Below are 18,661 nucleotides of genomic sequence, written 5' to 3'. Positions count from 1 at the left end.
TTCAGGGGTATCGGGTCTTAGCGGCGGGGGGCGTCGGGGGCGTCGACCCAGCGGTTTTCCCGGACGCCGACCTGGAGCTGAATGGTCTTGAGTTCGCTGAACTCTGCCAGGGCCTGGCGGCCGAGTTCGCGGCCGATGCCGCTGTGTCCGTAGCCACCGAACGGCACTTCGGGGTAGCCGTCCATCCAGCGGTTGACCCACACGGTGCCGGCCCTCAGGTCGCGCGCGGCGGTGAGCGCTTCGTTGATGTCGTTGCTCCAGATCCCGGCGGAGAGGCCGAAGGAGGTGGAGTTCGCGATGCCGATGGCTTCCTCGAGGGTGTCGTAGGGCAGCACGGAGAGAACGGGGCCGAAGATTTCGTCGGTGGCGATGGACATCTGTGTGGTGACGTCGGTGAAGACGGTGGGCTGGTAGAACCGGCCGTTGAGGCCGGTATCGAGCCGGTCGCCACCGGTGAGCAGGTGGGCCCCGGCATGCCGGCCTTCGGCGACGTAGCGTTCGACGACGGCGAGCTGGGCGTCGTTGACAAGGGAGCCAACGAGGGTGTCGGCCTTGAGCGGGTCACCGACGCGCATGTGCTTGGCGCGTTCGACGACGGCGGAGGCGAATTCGTCGGCGATGGAGCGGTGCACGATGAGGCGGCTGCCGGAGTTGCAGCATTGGCCGACGTTGAAGTACCCGCCGAAGACGCCGGCGTCGACGGCGGCGGTGAAGTCGGCGTTGGCGGTGATGATCTGGGGGTTTTTCCCGCCGAGCTCGAGTTCGACCTTCTTCAGGTCCCGTCCCGCGGCGGAGGCGATGCCCTTGCCCACACCGGTGGAGCCGGTGAAGCTGATCATGTCGATGCCCGGGTGCTCGGCGATGGCCGCGCCGACGACCCGGTCGCCGGTGACAATATTGACGACGCCGGCGGGGAAGCCGGCTTCGCGGATGAGCTGGCCCAGCATCACTGTGGTGGCGGAGGTGCTTTCGCTGGGTTTGATGACGGCGGTGTTGCCGGCGGCCAGGGCGAAGGGCAGTTTCTGGCTGATGATCAGCAGCGGGAAGTTCCAGGGCGTGATCATGCCCACGACGCCGATGGGTTCGTGGACGACCATGGCCAGGGTGTCGCGTCCGAGGGCGTTGTGGGCGTCCCCCTGGGTGTGGCGGGCCAGGCTGGCCGCGTATTCCCACAGCTCGGCGGTGCCGGCGACTTCGTTGCGTGACTGGGTGATGGGTTTGCCGGTTTCGAGGGTTTCGGCCAGTGCCAGTGCTTCGGCGTCGCGGCGGACGAGGTCGGCGACTTTCAGGAGCAGCTTGGAACGTTCGGATCCGGTGGACTGGCGCCAGCCGCGGTCCAGGGCGTGCCGGGCGGCGGTGACGGCGCGGTCGACGTCTTCCTGCGAGCCCTGCGGATAGGAGCTGACCTCGATTTCGTGGGCCGGACTCAGCCGGGTGAACGACTGTCCGCTCCGGGCCTGGGTGTCCTCGCCGTCGATGATCATCGGGCGGTAGGTGGGCTCGACGTCGTCGAGCGTGTAGCTCTTGTTTTCCATCTCGTGTGTCCTTAGAAAGTGTGTGGGTCGGCGGGCGGCGTTAGTTGTCCGTGAAGTGCGGGGTGCGTTTTTCCCGGAAGGCGGCGACGCCCTCGGCAAGGTCATCGGTGGCGGCGGCGAGGCCGCCGGCAAGGGCTTCGAGCACGCGCGATGGGGCGCCGTCGGCGGCGGCGTCGATGAGTTGCTTGCCCAGCTGGACCGCCAGCGGCGCTCCGTCGAGCAGGTCGGCGCTGAGCCGTACCACCGCACCCTCCAGCTCGTCCTTGGGGGCGACGGCGGTGACCAGTCCCCAGGCGAGGGCTTCCTCGCCGGAGAGTTGCCGGCGGGTCAGGACGAGTTCCTTGGCCCGGGCCCTGCCGACGAGTTCGGTGGCGCGTTCGGTCCCGCCCCATCCCGGGACCGTCCCGAGGCCCGTTTCGGGCAGGGCAATGCGCGCTTCGGCGGCGATGACGCGGAAGTCACAGGCCAGGGCGAGTTCCAGCCCGCCGCCGAAAGCGAGCCCGTCGACGACGGCGATGCTGGGCTGGCGCAGACCGGCGAGGGCATCGAAGGCCCGGTGGCCCGTGGCGATCCAGTCGCGCCACATCCCTGCCGCGGAGAGGTCGGCGAAATGGTTGATATCGGCTCCGACGCAGAAGACCTTTTCACCGCCGGTGCGGACGATGACCAGCCGGGCCGTCGAGGCGGCAACGTCCCGGGCCGCGGTGGCAAGGTCTTCAAGGAGTCCAAGGGTCAGGGCGTTTAGCTTGGCCGGCCTGTCAACCAGGATGGTCGCGGTGTGGCCGTCGGCGGAGTAGCTGACAGTGACCTGTCCGGTGGCTTCCGTGGTTACGGGTGTCGTTTCGGTGCTCATGGCTGGTCCTTTCGCTGGCCGCCGAGCTCGCTGGCGAGGTGTTCGGCGGCGCGCATGACGATGGCCCAGATGGTCAGGGTGGGGTTGATGCCGGGGCAGCTGGGGAACGCGGCGCCGGAGTACATGTAGAGGTTGGGGGTGTCGTGGACGGCGAGGTGTTCATCCAGCACCGTGGCGTCGGGATCGTGGCCGAACCTGGCGCCCCCGAGGTCGTGGCTGGAGCCGACGCCGGTGAAGTACGGCCCCTGCCAGGTTTTGGTGGCACCCATGTCCTGGAGCAATCCTGTTGCTTTGTCCGCCATCCACGAAGCCAGGCGCCGCTCGTTGTCCCGGAGCCTGTAGGTCACCCGGACCAGCGGCATGCCCAGTCCGGAGGAGTCGCGGTGCCGGGGGTCGATCTCCAGGCGGTGCGAGGCGTAGGGCAGCGCGTCGGGCTGGATCCGGATGACGCCCTGCTGGGACCAGAGCTTCAGGTGGTCGCGGTAGTCGGCGCCCCAGCGGCGGACGTTCCCGGGGAGGGTTTCGCGGGCGATCTGCAGCGGCAGGGCCTGCTGTTCGGCGCCGAGGGTGGCGCCGCCGATGAAGCCGTGGTCCAGGGACCGGAACCCGGGGGAGAGGAAGTCGTCCAGGACGACGCCTTGCGCGGCCGGGCCGGTGTGGCGGTTGAATTCGGTGCCTGGGAAGAGGGCGTCGACGTGGCCGAACATCTTGGTCATGTAGTGCAAGCCCAGTTGGCCGGTGTTGTTGCCGAGGCCGTTCTCGTGCCGGGAGTCCGCGGAGAGGTACATCAGGCGCAGGTTCTCGTAGGTGTAGGCCGAGAGGATGACGGCGCGGGCGTACTGGCGGCGGACGCGCCCGAGGGGATCGACCCATTCGACGCCGCGGGCGGCCCCGGAGTCATCCATGATGATGCGGGTGACGCGGGAGTGGGTGCGCAGTTCAAAGTTCCCGGTTTCAATAGCGGCAGGTACGGGGCCCAGGCCGGGGTGCCAGCGGTCTCCGCGGAAGGAGCCCAGGCCGTTGTTCCAGGCGCTGTATCCGGTGGCCGGGCGTCCGCCGTAGGATTCGGTGGTGAATCCGACGGGCACGGGGTGTGGGTGAAGCCCGGCAGCCTTGGCCGTCTCGGTGAACTTGTTGCCCAGGATGAACGGGCGGGTTGGCGGCAGCGGGAGGGGCCTGCTGCGCTTGACGAACGGGTTGGACTCGTCGCCGGCGATGCCGATCAGGTGTTCAAGCTTGGTGTAGAAGGGTTCCAGGTCCTCGTAGGTGACGGGCCAGTCAGCCAGGGTGCAGTCCTCGGGTAGGGCCCCGGGTCCGTACAGGGCGTCGTAGTGGCTCTTGGGGGCGAACTGCCAGGGGTGGAAGCGGCGCAGCCAGGACCCGTAGTGTCCTGCGGAACCCCCAACGCCGTTGACCATGCGGCCCAGGGAGAACGTTGCCTCCCGGCTGTCCTCCTCGTCGGCGGTTTCGCGCCAGCGTGGGGTTTCCTGTTGGAACTTGGGTCCTAGTCCGCCGCGGGTGTAGTAGGCGTGTTCGAGTTCGTCCGGGAGGAATTCATCGAGTGGACGGAAGGGGCCCGCTTCCAGGCCGACGACGCTCAGGCCGGCCTCGGCGAAGACCTGGGCGCTCAGCCCGCCCATGGCGCCCACGCCGACGAGCAGGACGTCCACTTCTTCGGTCATCAGGGGGTTGACGGCGTTTTCGTAGCCGAGCTGCTTGAGCCGGTGCCCTTCGGTGTCGCGGGGGATTTCCTGCATCGCGTCGGCGAGGGTCTTGATGACCCCGGCCTTGGTCACGTGTGTGGTGCTCAGGTTTTCCTCGGCTGAGTTCTCCAGCCAGACACCGGGATGCTTGAGGAACTTCCAGCCGACGGCCTCCTTGTTCCCGCCGTGGGCCGGGTCGGCGAAGAGACCTTCCTGCAGGTGGGCGATGACCAGTCCGAAGAGATCGCGCTGCTCCTTCGCGGGCAGCTGGTCGGTCAGTTCGCCCTGCTCGAGCAGAACCAGCGCATCCGTGCGTTCGTCCAGGGTCAGTGCGGCGAAGTTTCTGCCGTGTTTGTCTTGCGCGTAGCGGTCCAGCGCGCCGAAAAGCCACTGGTAGCGGGGGAGATCCCTGCGCCCATAGCCTTCCAGCGTCAGGTCCAGGTATGCGGTGACCCCGGCGTCGCGGACGTCGGGACTGTCAGCGTCCGTGGGGAACATCGCATCGAACAAGGCGTCGGCGAGGTCGGTTTCGTAGGGCGTCAGGATGCGGTGGCTTCTCATGTCGGGGTTCCTTTCAGGCGTTTCGGCAGGGCGTCAGTGCGCGGCCAATGTACGGGTGCGCTGTTGGATCCGCTCGTGCAGCGGCAGCGTCGGAAGGTGGAGGCCGACGGGCGCGTCGGCGAACAGGGCGAGGTCCATGGTGCGGAGGTCATCGGCGACGATCAGCGGGAATTCACACCGGTCCAGGACGTCTTTTTGCAAGTCGATGCCGGGGGCAATTTCGGTGACGACGAGGCCCTCAGGGGTCAGTTCCAGGACCGCGCGTTCGGTGATGTATTTGACCTTCTGGCCGTTGGCGAGGGCCCGGGGTCCGGAGAAGGTGACGGCCGAGACGTCGTTAACGAGTTTGGTGAAGGGCCCGTCAGAGCGGATGTTCAGGCCGGTTTCCCCGGCGGCGATGTCCCGGCGCCCGGCGGTAAAGGCGCCCATAAAGATGATCTCCGGTGCCGAGGAGGTGATGTCCGCGAAGCCGCCGACACCTGCGGTGACGTGCCGCTTCTTGGGCAGGTGGTGGACGTTGACGTTCCCGTGCCTGTCGATCTCCAGGAAGGAGAGCAGGGAGCGGTGGAAGCCTCCGCCCTGCAGGAGGGTGAACTGGTCAATGCTGGGCATGATCGCGTCCGGGTTCTGGGAGCAGCCGAAGGCGAAGTCCAGCAGCGGGATGCCGCCGACGGCGCCCTGTTCGATGACCCAGCTGACTTCCCGGCCCTGGCCTTCCTCGACCAGGATGTGCGGGACGAGGGCGGAAACGCCGAAGCCAAGGTTGACGATTTCTCCGGCGTTGAGTTCCTGGGCGGCGCGGCGGGCGGTGATTTTCTCGAGTGAGAAACCGACGTGGGGAAGGGAGCTCAGGGGCTTTCGCAGCTGCCCGGAGATCGCCGGGTCGTTGGGGGTCAGGGTGGTCTGCAGCTGGTCTTCGGCGATCACGATGGCGTTGACGAGGATGCCGGGGACCTTCACGTGCTGCGGGTGCAGGCTCCCGGCTTCGGCCAGGCGCTTGACCTGGGCGATGACGACGCCGCCGTTATTGTGCGCCGCGTAGGCCAGGTCGAGGGCACCGAGCGGGGATCCTTCGTCTTCGAAGGTCAGGTTTCCGTATTCATCCGCGGTGGTGGCGCGGATGACCGCCACATTGGGAACGACCGAGGGGAAAAACAGCCATTCTTTTCCGGCCAGGGTGGCGGTCTCGACGTGTGCGGCGGGGGTGGTGTTGTTCATCCGTCCGCCCTGAAGTCGGGGGTCGATGAAGGTGTCCAGACCGACTTGGGTGAGGACACCGGGCTGTTTTGCCGCGGCGGTGCGGTGCATCTGGTAGATGACCCCCGAGGGAAAGTTGTAGGCCTCCACTTCCTCACGTTCGATCATCTGCCAGATCCGGGGCGGCTCGGCGCTGGAGGGGCCAGAGGGGTAGGACCCGGCGATCACCTTGCGCAGGAGTCCCGGCCGGGCGATGTGGTCGATGCCCTTGACCCCGTACATGTCGCCGGCGGCGATCGGGTGCAGGGAAGTCAGGTTGGACGGGTGGGAGGTTTCCTCGAACCGTTGACCGATTCCGGCCAGGACGCTGTCCGGGCAACCCAGTGCGCTGGAGGAACTGACGGTGATGACGTCCTCGTCGTTGATGAGGTCCGCGGCTTCGCGGGCGGAGAGGATCTGTACCTTCTGCATGGCGTTCTTTCTGGGTTTTAGTTGATGTGGACGGTGCGTCCGGAGACCGCGGATTCCTGGGCTGCCAGGGCGACTTTGAGGGCCATCAGGCCGTCCCGGCCCGTGGCCGTGGGGACCCCGGTCCCTTTGACGGCGGCAGTGAAGGCCCTCAGACCGATGACGTAGAGGTCTTGGGAGCAGTCGACGTCGACCGCACGGGTGCCCGACGCCGTGATCAAGATGACCTGGCCCGCGGTGTCCTGCGTCATGGCATCGGTGACCTGAATGGTGCCTTCCGTACCGTGGACTTCCAGGGAGGTCTGCGCGAACCCAACCGTGAACGAATCATGGGTCTGGGCCAGAACCGGTGGTCCTGCATCCCCCTGATACTGGATGACGGTCATGGCGGCATCTTCCTGGCCTCCGGTGTTCCAAGCCGCCTGCCGGACGGCCATGGCGGTGGCGGCAACCGGTGTGCCCAGCAGGGGGTTCAGGACCGACGCGTCGTGGCAGGTGATGTCCAGGATCACGCCGCTCCCGGGTGTGCCCAGGCCGAGCCGCCATCCGCGCAGCCTCTCGGGAAGGAGCACGGCGTGGGCGATTTTGGCGGACAGGACGGTGCCGATGGTTCCGGCCGAGACGAGTTCGCGGACTTTGGCGTGCAGAGGGCTTCCTGGCAGGTGGTGGTTTGCGGCCAGCACGAGACCCAGGGCCTCGGCCAGCTCCACCATGGCTTCAGCCTGGACGGCCTCCAGAGCCAGAGGCTTCTCGCACAGGACGTGCTTGCCGGCCTTCAGCGCCCTGATTGCCTGCTCAAAGTGCAAGGCGTTCGTGGAGGAGATGTAGACGGCGTCGATCTCCCAGTCCAGCAACGCGTCCAGGTCCGTGGTGTAGTCCGGCAGTCCGTTACCCGCGGCGAAGTCCGCGGCACGGTCTGCCGATCCGCTGAAGACGCCGATGGTTTCCCCGCCGCTGGCCCGGATGGCTGCAATGACCCGGGTGGCAGCGATGTCGCTGGCGCCAATCAGGCCCCATTTCAATGCTGGCATTATGTTCTCCTAGGTTCGCGGTCGCCACTGTGCGGTGGAGGCTCTGACTTTCAAAGCCGGGTCGATGAGGAAGCGCTGGGGTTCCAGCGCCGGGTCCCGGATACGGTTCAGCAGCAGCTCTGCTGCCTTGCGTCCGATAAGTTCGGGGTACGTGGACACCGAGGTCAGCGGCGGCAGGAGCAGTTCGGCCATCGCGATGTCGTCAAAGCTCGCCACGGAGACATCCCGGCCGGGCTCCAGGTTCCGCCGGCGCAGTTCGGCGTAGATTCCCAGGGCGACGGCGTCGCTGTAGGCGATGATGCAGTCCGGCCAGATGCCCTGGTCAAGGACCCGGGCCACGCCCTCTGATCCGCCGTCGGCGTTGTTCGTGGTCGGCGCGGACCGGGAGGCATCGAAAGCCACGCTGCTTTCCGCGAACCCGGTTTCCAGGCCCTTGATGCGTTCAGTCCGGGCCGACGAGTGTTCAGGGCCGCCAATCAGCACCGCCGATGCGGCGCCCAGGGAAGATACGTGCCGGGCCAGTTGTTGGCCGGCGGCGATGTTGTCCGGACCGACGTAATCCATTTCTTTAGAGAAGTACCGGGCCAGCTGCAGGACCGGAACGGAGGAACGGTCGATGATGCCGCAGACCGGGGTCAGTTCCGTTCCCTCGGCCGGCAGCAGGAAAATGCCATCGACCTGCTGCTGCACCATCGTCTCGAGCTGCAGGGCCTGCCGCTCCACATCATCCCGGCTGTAGCCCACGAGCAGGGTGTAGCCGGCTTCGTGGGCGGCCTCCTCAATGGTCATGGTCAGCCCGGCAAAGTACGGGTTTCGGATGTCGGTCACGAGCAGTCCGAGGATCATCGACTCGCTGCGCCGCATGTTCGCCGCATGGCGGTTATAGACGTAGCCCAGTTCTGCCATCGCCAACCGGACGCGGTCCGAAGTCGCCTCTGGAATCCGAGGGCTGCCCCGCAGGACCAGCGAAGCGGTGGATCGTGATACTCCCGCTGCCCGGCTAACGTCATCAAGGGTCACTCTTTGCATCGCTCCTGCACCTCCCTTCGTGGTGTGTTAAATATTTCTATCACGATAATACTTCAATTGGTAGAGCGATCTAGCAAAAATCTACCGCTGGTTTTCGGCTGATTTCAGGGGTTTCGCTAGTGACTAGCCAGGTCGATGTCTATTCAGGGGCGATTTCACAACTGGTCTCGTAAAAAGTATTGCATCGATCTACTTACGTATGTAATCTGAACCACAACGCAGGCTCCAGCCGGGCCTTATCCGGCGTCTGACAACCCAAAGGAGAGTAGTCATGCGTGCACCAAACAAACTCAGGATTTCGCTGGCCGTGGCAGCGACCGCCAGCCTCATTGCAGTAACCGGGTGTTCCGCCAACGAGCCCGCCGGGAGCTCCGGTGGCGGCGGGGGAAACAATAAACTTGAAATCACGTCGTGGTGGACTTCCGGTTCGGAGGCGGACGCCCTGAACGTGCTGATTGACGGGGTGAAGAAGGCCTCGCCCGGGCTCTCTGTCGACAATGCCGCCGTGTCCGGCGGCGGAGGATCCAATGCCAGGCAGGCGCTGGCAGCGCGCCTCCAGGCCGGCAGCCCCCCTGACACGTGGCAGGTGCACCCGGCCGGGCAGCTCAAGAGCTACGTCGACGGGGGCCAGGCCGCCGATCTGACCGCGCTGTGGACCGAGGGTAACTGGGCTTCCCAGATGCCCAAGGACGTCGCCGAAGCGCAGCAGGTCAACGGCAAGTACTACACGGTTCCGATCGGAGTCCACCGGGGCAACGTCCTGTGGACCAACCCCTCCGTGCTCGCCAAGGCCAACGTCACTATCGATCCCGCAGCTGGCGTCGACGGGCTGATCGCTTCCCTGAAGCAGGTCAAGGCCAGCGGTGCAACGCCCGTGTGCCTGGGGGACAAGGACATCTTCGCTTCCTCGGAGCTCCTGGAGTCCCTCATTATGTCCAGGACGGGCGCGGATAACTGGAAGAAACTCTTCACCAACGAGTACTCCTTTGACGCCCCGGAAGTGAAGCAGGCGCTGGAGGACTACAAGACGATCCTCTCCCTGGCCAACAAGGACCATTCGGCGATCACCTGGGACGAAGCCGCGAAGAACATGGCCGGCGGTGCCTGCGCCGTCAATCTCATGGGGGACTGGGCCTACGGTGAACTGATCAACGCCGGCAAGAAGCCGGGCACGGACTTCACGTGGGTGGCCTTCCCCGGCAAGGATGACATCTTTGACTACGTCGGTGACGGTTTCTCCATTCCGGCCAACAACATCCCTCACGCTGATGCGGCCAAGGCGTGGCTGAAGACCCTGATGGATCCAAAGATCCAAACAGCGTTCGCGGCAAAGAAGGGATCCATCCCTGCTCTGAGCACCGCCGACATCTCCAGCCTGTCCCCGTATCAGCAGTCCGCTGCCAAGAGCTTCAAGTCAGCGGCAGTGGTCTCCTCCCTCGCCCAGGCACAGGCTTCGCCCGCCGAGTTCGCCCAGACCTATGCTGACGCCGTCTCCACCTTCAACGGCAGCGGCAACGTGGCTGCCTTCACCGCCAGCATGACGCAGGCGCAGAAGAGCCAGCTGAAGTAGCCGGTCAACCAACACAGTCGCCAGGGTGTGGCTGGACTTCCGTGCAGCCACACCCCCGGACAGGATCGCTTCTCACATGACAACCTCAACAGCACCCCCAGCACCGGCAAGCCCCACTCCCCGGTCCAGGAAACAAGTACCCCACACCCTCAAGACGTCCCGTCGCGCCGCCTGGATTTTCGCTCCCAGCCTGCTCGTAAGCTTCGTCTTCGTGTACGTCTTTATCGGCATCACGGCCTACATTTCCCTTTCGAACTGGAAGATTGGAACGAGCCCGGATCTGGCAGTACGCCAGCCTCTGGGGGGCACTTACGGCGAGATCGTCCAGGAACAGCGGTTCCAGGCCGACATCCGTAACGTCGTGATCTTCACGATCGTCTTCCTGCTCCTGGCCATTCTCGGCGGCCTCGTCTCAGCCCTGTTCATTCACCACGTCGCCGTTGGCAAGGGGCTGTTCAGGACGGTCTTCCTTCTGCCCTATGCCCTGTCCTTCATCGTCACCGGTGTCGCCTGGCGCTGGATCTTCGCTCCCTCCACCGGGGTCAACGAGATCCTACGCAGTATCGGCATCCAGAACCCGCCGGGCTGGACAACCGACCCCACGATCCTGGGAGCCTTGAACAACCCTTCCGGGACCGACTTCCTGAAAGTCCAGTTCGGGGTCCCGGTGGCCCTGCTGCCCATTATCTTCGCCGCTGCCTGGCAGCTCGTGGGCTTCGCCATGGCCATGTACCTGGCAGGACTGGCCTCCATCCCCGAAGAACACCTCGAAGCCGCAAACGTGGACGGCGCAAACCTCTGGCAGCGGCTTCGGTTCATCGTGATGCCCCAGCTGTGGCCCTCCACGATCACCTGTTTCGTGCTCCTGCTTCACGTGGCGTTGAAGATCTTCGACCTTGTCATTGCCATGTCGGGCTCGGGCCCCGGATTCGTCACGGACGTACCCGGTATTTACATCTATAACTACCTCACCAGCCGTTACGACAAAGCCTCGGCAATGGCGATCATCCTGCTCCTGCTAACGCTCGTGGTGATCATTCCCTACCTCGTACGCGGATACCGCAAAGAGCGAAAGGCATAGAAATGGCCGTCGAAATCCTCGAACAACCGACACCGTCCCGTCCCGCCAGGTCAGCACAGAGGCGTCCAGCCCCGGTTGCCCGCAAGCCCCGTTCGTGGAGACTCCCCAAGACCCCCGGCGGCTGGACTGTCCTCGGCGTCTGCGTTATCGCCACCCTCGGTATGTTCGTGCCGGTGTATGTCATCATCTCCACCGCACTGTCGGGAAGCACTGGCGCGCCGAGCTTCTTCCTCGCCTTCCCCGACGCACCAAGCCTGGACGCGTTCAAAGGGGCCTGGACAAAGCTCCATGGATCCCTGCTGAATTCTCTCCAGATCACGATCCCTGCCGCAGCCATCTCCTGTCTTTTGGGCTCGATCAACGGCTACATCCTCTCCAAGTTCCCGTTCAAAGGCTCTAACGCTCTCTTCACGGTGCTGCTGGTGGGCATGTTCATCCCGTTCCAGGCCGTCATCATTCCCGTGTTCCAGTTCCTGAACATGCTCCACCTCCAGGGCAGCATCGCCGGCCTTATCGTGGTGCATATTATCTATGGCATTCCGATCACGACGCTGATATTCCGCAACTACTATGAGGGCATTCCCAACGCCATCGTCGAGGCAGCATCCATTGACGGTGCCGGGATCTGGAAGACCTATCTCCGCGTCATGCTCCCACTGTCCGTTCCCGGCTTCGTCGTCGCGGGAATCTTCCAGTGCACCAACATTTGGAACGACTTCCTCTTCGGCTTCATTTTGGCCTCCCCGGCCGCGTGGCCGGCGACGGTGAGCCTGAACAACCTCATCGGAACAACAACAGTGAACTACTCCGAACTGATGGCCGGCGCTGTGCTCGTCGCAGCCCCGACAGTCCTGCTCTACCTCGTCCTTGGCAGGTTCTTCGTCAGCGGCCTCACGGCGGGAGCCGTTAAATGACCGTCCTGGACGTACTGTGCGTCGGTGAGACCATGGCGGTGATCACTCCCGCGAAAGCCGAGTCTCTCAGCCAGGCCGAGGAATGCCTGCTCGGCTTCGGGGGAGCGGAGTCCAACGTAGCCGCGCATCTGGCCGAATTCGGCTACCGTACCGGTTGGGTCAGCCGCCTCGGCACGGACCCGTTTGGGGACCGCATCCTTGCAGGGCTGTCCTCCCGGGGGGTAGATGTCAGCATGGTGCTCCGTGACAACACGGCCCCCACCGGCGTGTACTTCAAAGACCCCGATCTGGGCCACGGAGCCCGGACGCTCTACTACCGGGCAGGGTCAGCGGCCTCCCGCATGTCTCCCGAAGATTCCCGCGCATGGCCCCTGGAACAGACCGGCTGGATCCACACCAGCGGAATCAACGCCGCCCTCTCGGACAGCTGCTCAGCCCTCACCGAGCATCTCCTCGCCGCAGCCCGGACGACCGGCTACAAGGTCTCCTTCGACGTCAACTACCGCCCCGCCTTATGGAACGCGGACGTGGCCGGACCCCGCCTGCTGAAGCTGGCGAACATGGCATCAGTCGTTCTCGTCGGGCGCGATGAAGCAGAATCATTATGGGGCTGCACAACCGCCGAAGAGGTATCCGCCCTCCTGCCCGGCCCCGGGCACCTGGTCATCAAGGACTCGGCAAAGGAGGCGGTCGAATTCGTTCGGGAACGGAACCTGGAAGAAAGCGTCTGCCACGTGGCGGCCCACCGCGTCGACGTCGTCGAACCCGTCGGCGCGGGCGATGCGTTCGCCGCCGGCTACCTGGCCGGGCTTCTGCGTGGCGACAACCCTGCGGACAGGCTTGCCCTGGGGCATTCGTTTGCAGCATGGACCTTGGGCACCCGTGCCGACTTCCGCCCCGGCCACGGAACCAGGCCCCGCAGTTATCAACAACCCGCTCAGCAGCATTCGGCCCTCAAATGACAGCACCAACACACCGGCATCACCGGGCCGGCACGACATCGAAAGAGAACACAGTGTCACATACATTGCTCAATGACTGGTTTGACGAGGACTTCTTCGGCGTGCCCGTCATTGCCGTGCTGCGCGGCCTGAACCCGGCAGAGGCTGTCAGGTCAGCCACCCGGGCCTGGGACGCCGGCGTCCAGCACGTTGAAGTCACCATCGAATCACCCGAGGCTGTCACCTCGCTTGCCGCCGTGGCCAGCGCCGCGGCGGAACGAGGTGTGGCTGTCGGTGCAGGAACCATTATCCGAATCGAGCAACTGGACGCCGCGGCCGCAGCCAATGCCTCGTTCACCGTATCCCCGGGCCTGGATGAAGGAATCATCCACGAAAGCATCCGCCGCGGCATCCCCCACCTCCCGGGCGTGGCCACCGCGAGCGAGATACTCCGCGCCCAGTCCTTCGGCCTCACCTGGCTAAAGGCGTTCCCTGCGTCCCTTCTCGGGCCCGGGTGGGTCAAAGCCATGAAGGGACCCTTCCCTGATGTCCACTTCGTCGCCACGGGAGGCATGAAAGCGGCAACGGCACGCACATATCTGACCGCCGGAGTCAGCGTCGTGGGCCTGAGCTCAGACTTCTCCTCCGATGACGGGGCCGCCGCTGTCCGCGATCTTCTGGCCTCACTCCCGGGAACGTCCGACCCGGCTTGAGCCACGCGCTTCATATCCGCATCCTCCCCGGCATCCGATCAGGCGGACGTTCCGGTGAGCCAAGGACCGTCCGCCCCCGCGTACAAGGCAGGCAACGTGAACTCCTCGAGCCGAGAGAGGCATATCATCACAGGAAAACTTGAGCCCTGCCGCGAATCGCCGGGCTCTCAACGAAACGGACTCTGCCATGCCCTGAGGAAGCGGCCGTGACCTCCAGGCAGTCCTTTGGGATATGGGCGGCACCCTTGTCGATACCGAGCCGTACTGGCTTGCCGCACAGAGCGAAATCGCCCGCATGCATGGGATTGAATGGAACACCCAAGACGCCCGCTCGACCGTGTGACAGGCTATGCCCGTCACAGCATCCATCCTCCGGAAACGTGGCGTAGCACTCTCCATAGACGAGATCATCAACGAACTCCTCGAGCGAGTGGTGGCCAGGCTCGAAAGAGGCATACCCGGGCTTCCCGGTGCCGAAAGAATCCTCGCCGAACTCACTGCTGCCCACATTCCCGCGTCTCTGGAAGTTGGCCTTGGGGAGTCCTCGCCGATAACGACCAGTTGCTCCTTGACGAATTCAACCCGCACGCCTTTGCGCCCTTGGACGGGAGCGCTAAGTCATCGAGGTTGCGGGCGAGCCGGTCCATGCTGTGCACAACCACGGTGTCCCCGTCCCGGGTGAACCGCAGCAATTCAGCCAGCTGGGGCCTGGCTGTGTCCCTGCCGGAGGCTTTGTCCGTGAAGACCCGGTCCAGAATCTGGCCTTCGAGCTGGCGCTTCTCATTCAGATCATGAGTGCTCCGCCCCCAATGTCGGTTCGATGTTCAGGGGCTGGCGCTTCTCATTCAGATCATGAGTGCTCCGCCCCCAATGTCGGTTCGATGTTCAGGTAGAGGGTACATTCTGAAGACATGACAGAGATCCGTTGGCTGGAAGCGTTCGTTGCGGTGGCCGAAGAACTACACTTCGGCCGTGCTGCACAGCGCCTTCACACTTCACAGTCCCCGCTGAGCCAGACCATTCGGAAGCTTGAGGCGGATCTGGGGACCCGCCTCTTTAAACGCAACACCCGAAGCGTCGCCCTCACGCCGGCCGGGTATGCCCTCCTTCCGCGGGCGTACCGTGTGCTGCGCGAGATGCGGCTGGCCCGTGAGGCGGCACAGGCAGAGACCGAGGGCGTCCGGGGCAACATTCGAATCGGGTTCTCCGGTGCTGTGAACCACCTGACCCTCCCGCCGCTGACCCGAGCCGTGCGCCGTCGTCACCCCGACATTAAAATGGTCCTGACCAGCCGTGTGCGCACGGCGGACGGATTGGCCAGCGTCGCTAACGGCACGCTGGACCTTGCCTTCGTGGGTCTTCCCGAAACCCCGGTGCCCTCGGTGATGACACGGCTGGTCGCAAGCGAGGAAATCGGTGCGGTGCTGCCGCTGGATCATCCGCTTGCACAGGAAAAATCCATCCCCTTGCAGGCTCTGGCGGGCGATGACTTCATCTCCCCGCCACTGGACGGCTCGTCGTCCATGACCGAAGTGATGCTCGCATCCTGCATGGCGGCCGGCTTCCGCCCCCGCATTGTCCAGGAGTTATCAGACCCCTACATGGTGCTGACCTTCGTGGCCGCCGGCGTTGGGGTCACCCTCATGAGCAACGGGATAGCCGGGATCATACCCTCCGGGGCAACTTACGTGGCCCTGGATCCCCCGCAGCACTTCATGAATCACGCCGTCGCGTGGTCCGAGGAAAATGACTCCGCCGTGCTGGCGGCTGTGCTCGCCGTCGTCGAAGAGATCTTTCCCGAGATCCCCACGTGACTTCCGGCCCATATAGTCGAATTGCAGCATAGTGATAGATCATTTTAGTCGTGGACACACTAAGTGATCGCAGCCACACTGGATGGAGGAGCCGCATAGCGCGGCTAACCGTTTCGCCGGCGGCCCACGCCAAGGGCCCCCGAATCGGTCCCGTTACCTGAAGGGAACACCATGTCAGTGTCGACATCGGCGCCAGCACGCCCCAAAAACAATGCGAAGATCGCAGCAGTTTCAGGGTTCGTGGGCAGCGCACTTGAGTACTACGACTTCTTTATCTTCGGCTCGGCGGCGGCGCTGATTTTCGGCAAGCTGTTCTTCGCTCCAGGTCCTTCCGCGACGCTGCTCTCCTTCGCAACCGTCGGCGTCGCTTACATTGCCCGTCCGCTCGGCGCAGTGATCTGCGGACACCTTGGCGACAAATTCGGCCGGAAGCGGGTCCTGCTCCTCACGCTGCTGCTGATGGGGAGCTCGACCTTCCTTATCGGATGCCTTCCCACGTACAACGACATTGGAATGGCAGCGCCGATCCTCATTGTGGCCCTCCGGCTTGTGCAGGGCCTCTCCGCCGGCGGCGAATCTCCGGGGTCAAGTTCCCTCACGCTCGAGCACGCACCTGAGAGGAAGCGCGCCTTCTACACCAGCTGGACCATGAGCGGCATCATGTTCGGGATCGTGCTCTCCACGCTGGTGTTCATTCCCGTGGCGTCCATGCCCGGGGACCAGCTGCTTGCCTGGGGCTGGCGCATCCCGTTCCTCGCCAGCGCCGTGGTGACAATCATCGCCTTCGTGCTCCGCCGCCTGCTGGAAGAGCCCCCGGTATTCGCCGAGGTCAAGGAGCACGACGACGTGGTCAAGGTTCCCCTCGTCACCCTGTTCCGACACCACTGGGTCACAGTTCTCCGCGTCACCGCCATGTCGCTGTTTACCATCATCAACACCATCATCAACGTCTTCGCCTTGTCCTACGCCACGTCCGTCGTTGGCGTTGAAAAGGGCCTGATGCTGACAGTCATCGCCGTCGCCAACCTCGCCGCGGTGGCCATGGGTCCATTGGCCGGCATCCTCGCGGACCGAATCGGCCGCAAACCCGTTTTCGTCACCGGCTTGGTGCTGCAGATCGGCATGATCTTTGTGTTCTTCACGGCTCTGTCGGCCGCGAACGTGCCCCTAATCTTCGTGACCGGCATCCTGCTCATCGGTGTTGCGTACACCGGATCGAACTCCATCTACCCCGCCTATTTCCCGGAGCAGTTCCCGGTCAAGGTCCGCTACTCCGGTATGGCCATCAGCCTCATGTTCGGACTCCTGCTGGCAGGATTCGCACCGGTCATTTCCGAGCTGCTGATCGGTGGCGACAAAGCCAACTGGGTTCCTGTCGCAACATTCGCCGCCGTGGCCTGCGCCATCTCCGCCATCGCAGCACTGCTGGCACCCGAGACGTTCAAGACTCCGACGGCCCTGCTTGGACTGAAAAAATCCGACCCACGTCACCACGCGCCGTCGTCCGTTACCCCGGAGCCCGCAGCACGGCTGTCCAGCATGGGCGACGACGCTTCCCGTGCAGTTGCCGATAAGGCACGGGCATGAGCCAGCAAACCCTGGCGGGGACGCGGGTGTTCCGGCCGCAGGAAGCCGATATCAACCACCGGTTCGTGGTGGGCTTGCTCGGTTCCGGTATCGGCGGATCCCTCACCCCGGGCCTCCACGAAGCGGAAGCCGACAGGCTGGGCCTTGCCTACACCTACCGCGTCATCGATCTGGACGCCATCGGACAACCGGCCGAAAGGTCCGCCGCGCTGGTGCGGCAGGCAGCCGATCTTGGATTCGACGGACTGAACGTCACCCACCCAAGCAAGCAACTGGTCCAGGATGGCCTGGACGAGCTTTCACCCGAAGCGCGGATCCTCGGTGCCGTCAACACCATCACCTTTCACGACCGCAAGGCAGTGGGGCACAACACGGACCACACCGGTTTCATCAGCGGCCTCAAGGCCGGCCTCCTATCGGCCGCGACTGACTCCGTGGTGCAGATCGGTGCGGGTGGAGCCGGTGCGGCGGTGGCCTTCGGGCTACTCAGCACCGGAACCCGGCACCTGGTCATCGCCGACATCGAGCCGGCCCGAGCCGAGGCCCTGGCCGCACGGCTGGCCCCGCACTTTCCGGACAGCCGGCTGTCGGTGACCCGCACGGATGCAGTTGCCGCAAGCCTCCGGGAAGCCGACGGGTTTGTGAACGCAACGCCGATCGGTATGACAGGCCACCCCGGTATGCCCGTGGATCCCGACCTGATCCACTCCGGGCTGTGGGTAGCGGACGTGATATACCGGCCGCTCGACACCCAGCTGATCAAGACAGCACGCACCAAGGGCTGCGCCGTCCTCGACGGCGGACGCATGGTGGTAGGGCAGGCAGCCGCCGCTTTCGAACTCTTCACCGGCATCCCCGCCGATGCCGAGCGCATGCTGGCCACGTTTCCAAAGGCGGTCAGCTAGATGGATTCCCAGGCGCCGAGCACCATCGCCGAGTCCCGCTGCCTCGTCATCGGTGCGGCAAGCGGCATCGGGCTTGCGACGGCGGCACGCCTCAGGGCGTCCGGCGCCACGGTGGTAGGCGCGGACCTGCCCTCGGCCACCTGGCCCGTCGAACCAGGCACCTCATCACTCGCCATGGACGTCACGGACCCGGCATCCGTTGCGGCCGCCGTCTCGGCGGCGGCCCGGGAGATGGGAGGGCTCAACGCGGTCGTGAACTGCGCGGGCATCCTGGGACCCGTGGCCCCGGCAGCCGCCACCTCGGTCGAAGACTTCGAACGCATCATGAAGATCAACCTGACAGGCGCCTTCATTGTTTCGCAGGCCGTCCTGCCGCGGATGGCCAAGGCAGGCTATGGACGGCTGCTCCACATCTCATCGACGGCGGGCAAGGAAGGCGTGGTCAACATGCCCGCCTACTCAGCCAGCAAGGCCGGGATTCTCGGCCTCGTTAAGTCACTTGCCAAGGAGTTCGCGCTCTCCGGCGTGACCGTCAACGCCCTCGCCCCGGGCAATGTGGTGACCCCGCTCTTCGCTGACGTACCGAAAGAGCAGCAGGAGGCCCAGGCCGCCAAGATCCCGATGGGCAGATTCGGGACACCCGCCGAAGCGGCCGCCCTCATCGAATTCATCGTTTCGCCGGAGGCTTCCTACACCACCGGCTCCGTCTTCGACCTGTCCGGCGGCCGGGCAACTTACTAGCCCCGAACCAGCCTCTGC

15 protein-coding genes and 1 pseudogene are annotated in these 18,661 nt (G+C 64.7%); 9 read left to right on the top strand and 7 right to left on the bottom strand.

The annotated features are described in order from the left end of the window. Positions 1-17: 17 nt before the first annotated feature. From ACP4XC_RS14130 to ACP4XC_RS14105, 6 genes are read right to left on the bottom strand one after another with little or no spacing between them, the layout of a single operon-like run. Positions 18-1,535 carry an aldehyde dehydrogenase family protein gene (locus ACP4XC_RS14130; RefSeq protein ID WP_427170674.1) on the bottom strand — a complete coding sequence of 506 codons (1,518 nt, stop codon included), beginning with the start codon at positions 1,533-1,535 and terminating at the stop codon, positions 18-20. Positions 1,536-1,575: 40 nt separating this feature from the next. Further along, on the bottom strand, positions 1,576-2,388 hold the full coding sequence (locus tag ACP4XC_RS14125) for an enoyl-CoA hydratase/isomerase family protein (protein ID WP_427170672.1): 813 nt from the start codon (positions 2,386-2,388) through the stop codon (positions 1,576-1,578). Then, positions 2,385-4,652 carry a gluconate 2-dehydrogenase subunit 3 family protein gene (locus tag ACP4XC_RS14120; protein ID WP_427170669.1) on the bottom strand — a complete coding sequence of 756 codons (2,268 nt, stop codon included), beginning with the start codon at positions 4,650-4,652 and terminating at the stop codon, positions 2,385-2,387. The genes ACP4XC_RS14125 and ACP4XC_RS14120 overlap by 4 nt, the downstream gene beginning before the upstream one ends. A gap of 33 nt (positions 4,653-4,685) precedes the next feature. After that, the gene (locus ACP4XC_RS14115; RefSeq protein ID WP_427170667.1) at positions 4,686-6,320 is read right to left on the bottom strand and encodes an acyl CoA:acetate/3-ketoacid CoA transferase; all 1,635 of its coding nucleotides are present in this window, start codon (positions 6,318-6,320) and stop codon (positions 4,686-4,688) included. 17 nt (positions 6,321-6,337) lie between these two features. Then, positions 6,338-7,348: a Gfo/Idh/MocA family protein gene (locus tag ACP4XC_RS14110; RefSeq protein ID WP_427170665.1), complete on the bottom strand. Its 1,011-nt coding sequence runs from the start codon at positions 7,346-7,348 to the stop codon at positions 6,338-6,340. A 9-nt stretch (positions 7,349-7,357) separates the two neighbouring features. Then, positions 7,358-8,368: a LacI family DNA-binding transcriptional regulator gene (locus ACP4XC_RS14105; protein WP_427170663.1), complete on the bottom strand. Its 1,011-nt coding sequence runs from the start codon at positions 8,366-8,368 to the stop codon at positions 7,358-7,360. Between the two features lie 280 nt (positions 8,369-8,648). On the opposite strand from ACP4XC_RS14105, the gene ACP4XC_RS14100 reads away from it, so the two are divergent. The 5 genes from ACP4XC_RS14100 (at position 8,649) to ACP4XC_RS14080 (ending at position 13,596) form a co-directional block, all read left to right on the top strand. Next, positions 8,649-9,947, top strand: coding sequence for an ABC transporter substrate-binding protein (locus ACP4XC_RS14100; RefSeq protein ID WP_427170661.1), 1,299 nt, complete (start codon positions 8,649-8,651; stop codon positions 9,945-9,947). 76 nt (positions 9,948-10,023) lie between these two features. After that, positions 10,024-11,028 carry a carbohydrate ABC transporter permease gene (locus ACP4XC_RS14095; RefSeq protein WP_427170659.1) on the top strand — a complete coding sequence of 335 codons (1,005 nt, stop codon included), beginning with the start codon at positions 10,024-10,026 and terminating at the stop codon, positions 11,026-11,028. Positions 11,029-11,030: 2 nt separating this feature from the next. Beyond that, entirely contained in the window at positions 11,031-11,942 is a 912-nt protein-coding gene (locus ACP4XC_RS14090) for a carbohydrate ABC transporter permease (RefSeq protein ID WP_427170656.1), read from the top strand. Beyond that, positions 11,939-12,904, top strand: a complete 966-nt coding sequence (locus tag ACP4XC_RS14085; protein ID WP_427170654.1) for a sugar kinase — start codon at positions 11,939-11,941, stop codon at positions 12,902-12,904. Before ACP4XC_RS14090 ends, ACP4XC_RS14085 begins: the two co-directional genes overlap by 4 nt. A gap of 53 nt (positions 12,905-12,957) precedes the next feature. Beyond that, positions 12,958-13,596, top strand: a complete 639-nt coding sequence (locus tag ACP4XC_RS14080; RefSeq protein WP_427170652.1) for a bifunctional 4-hydroxy-2-oxoglutarate aldolase/2-dehydro-3-deoxy-phosphogluconate aldolase — start codon at positions 12,958-12,960, stop codon at positions 13,594-13,596. A gap of 534 nt (positions 13,597-14,130) precedes the next feature. Here the strand turns inward: ACP4XC_RS14080 and ACP4XC_RS14075 are convergent. Further along, a pseudogene (locus ACP4XC_RS14075) lies at positions 14,131-14,384 on the bottom strand (recombinase family protein); the annotation flags it as partial. A gap of 123 nt (positions 14,385-14,507) precedes the next feature. On the opposite strand from ACP4XC_RS14075, the gene ACP4XC_RS14070 reads away from it, so the two are divergent. The 4 genes from ACP4XC_RS14070 to ACP4XC_RS14055 all read left to right on the top strand — a co-directional run bounded on the left by ACP4XC_RS14070 (position 14,508) and on the right by ACP4XC_RS14055 (position 18,643). Then, positions 14,508-15,410: a LysR substrate-binding domain-containing protein gene (locus tag ACP4XC_RS14070; RefSeq protein WP_427170650.1), complete on the top strand. Its 903-nt coding sequence runs from the start codon at positions 14,508-14,510 to the stop codon at positions 15,408-15,410. A gap of 171 nt (positions 15,411-15,581) precedes the next feature. Then, a complete protein-coding gene (locus ACP4XC_RS14065; protein WP_427170648.1) occupies positions 15,582-16,997 on the top strand; it encodes an MFS transporter in 1,416 nt (471 codons plus the stop codon). Beyond that, positions 16,994-17,902: a shikimate dehydrogenase gene (locus tag ACP4XC_RS14060; RefSeq protein ID WP_427170647.1), complete on the top strand. Its 909-nt coding sequence runs from the start codon at positions 16,994-16,996 to the stop codon at positions 17,900-17,902. The genes ACP4XC_RS14065 and ACP4XC_RS14060 overlap by 4 nt, the downstream gene beginning before the upstream one ends. Next, the gene (locus tag ACP4XC_RS14055; protein WP_427170645.1) at positions 17,903-18,643 is read left to right on the top strand and encodes an SDR family NAD(P)-dependent oxidoreductase; all 741 of its coding nucleotides are present in this window, start codon (positions 17,903-17,905) and stop codon (positions 18,641-18,643) included. The last annotated feature ends 18 nt before the right edge of the window (positions 18,644-18,661 follow it).

Source organism: Arthrobacter sp. 92 (assembly GCF_050260325.1).
Classification (GTDB): domain Bacteria; phylum Actinomycetota; class Actinomycetes; order Actinomycetales; family Micrococcaceae; genus Arthrobacter.
This window is presented reverse-complemented; position numbering and strand designations above follow the sequence as displayed.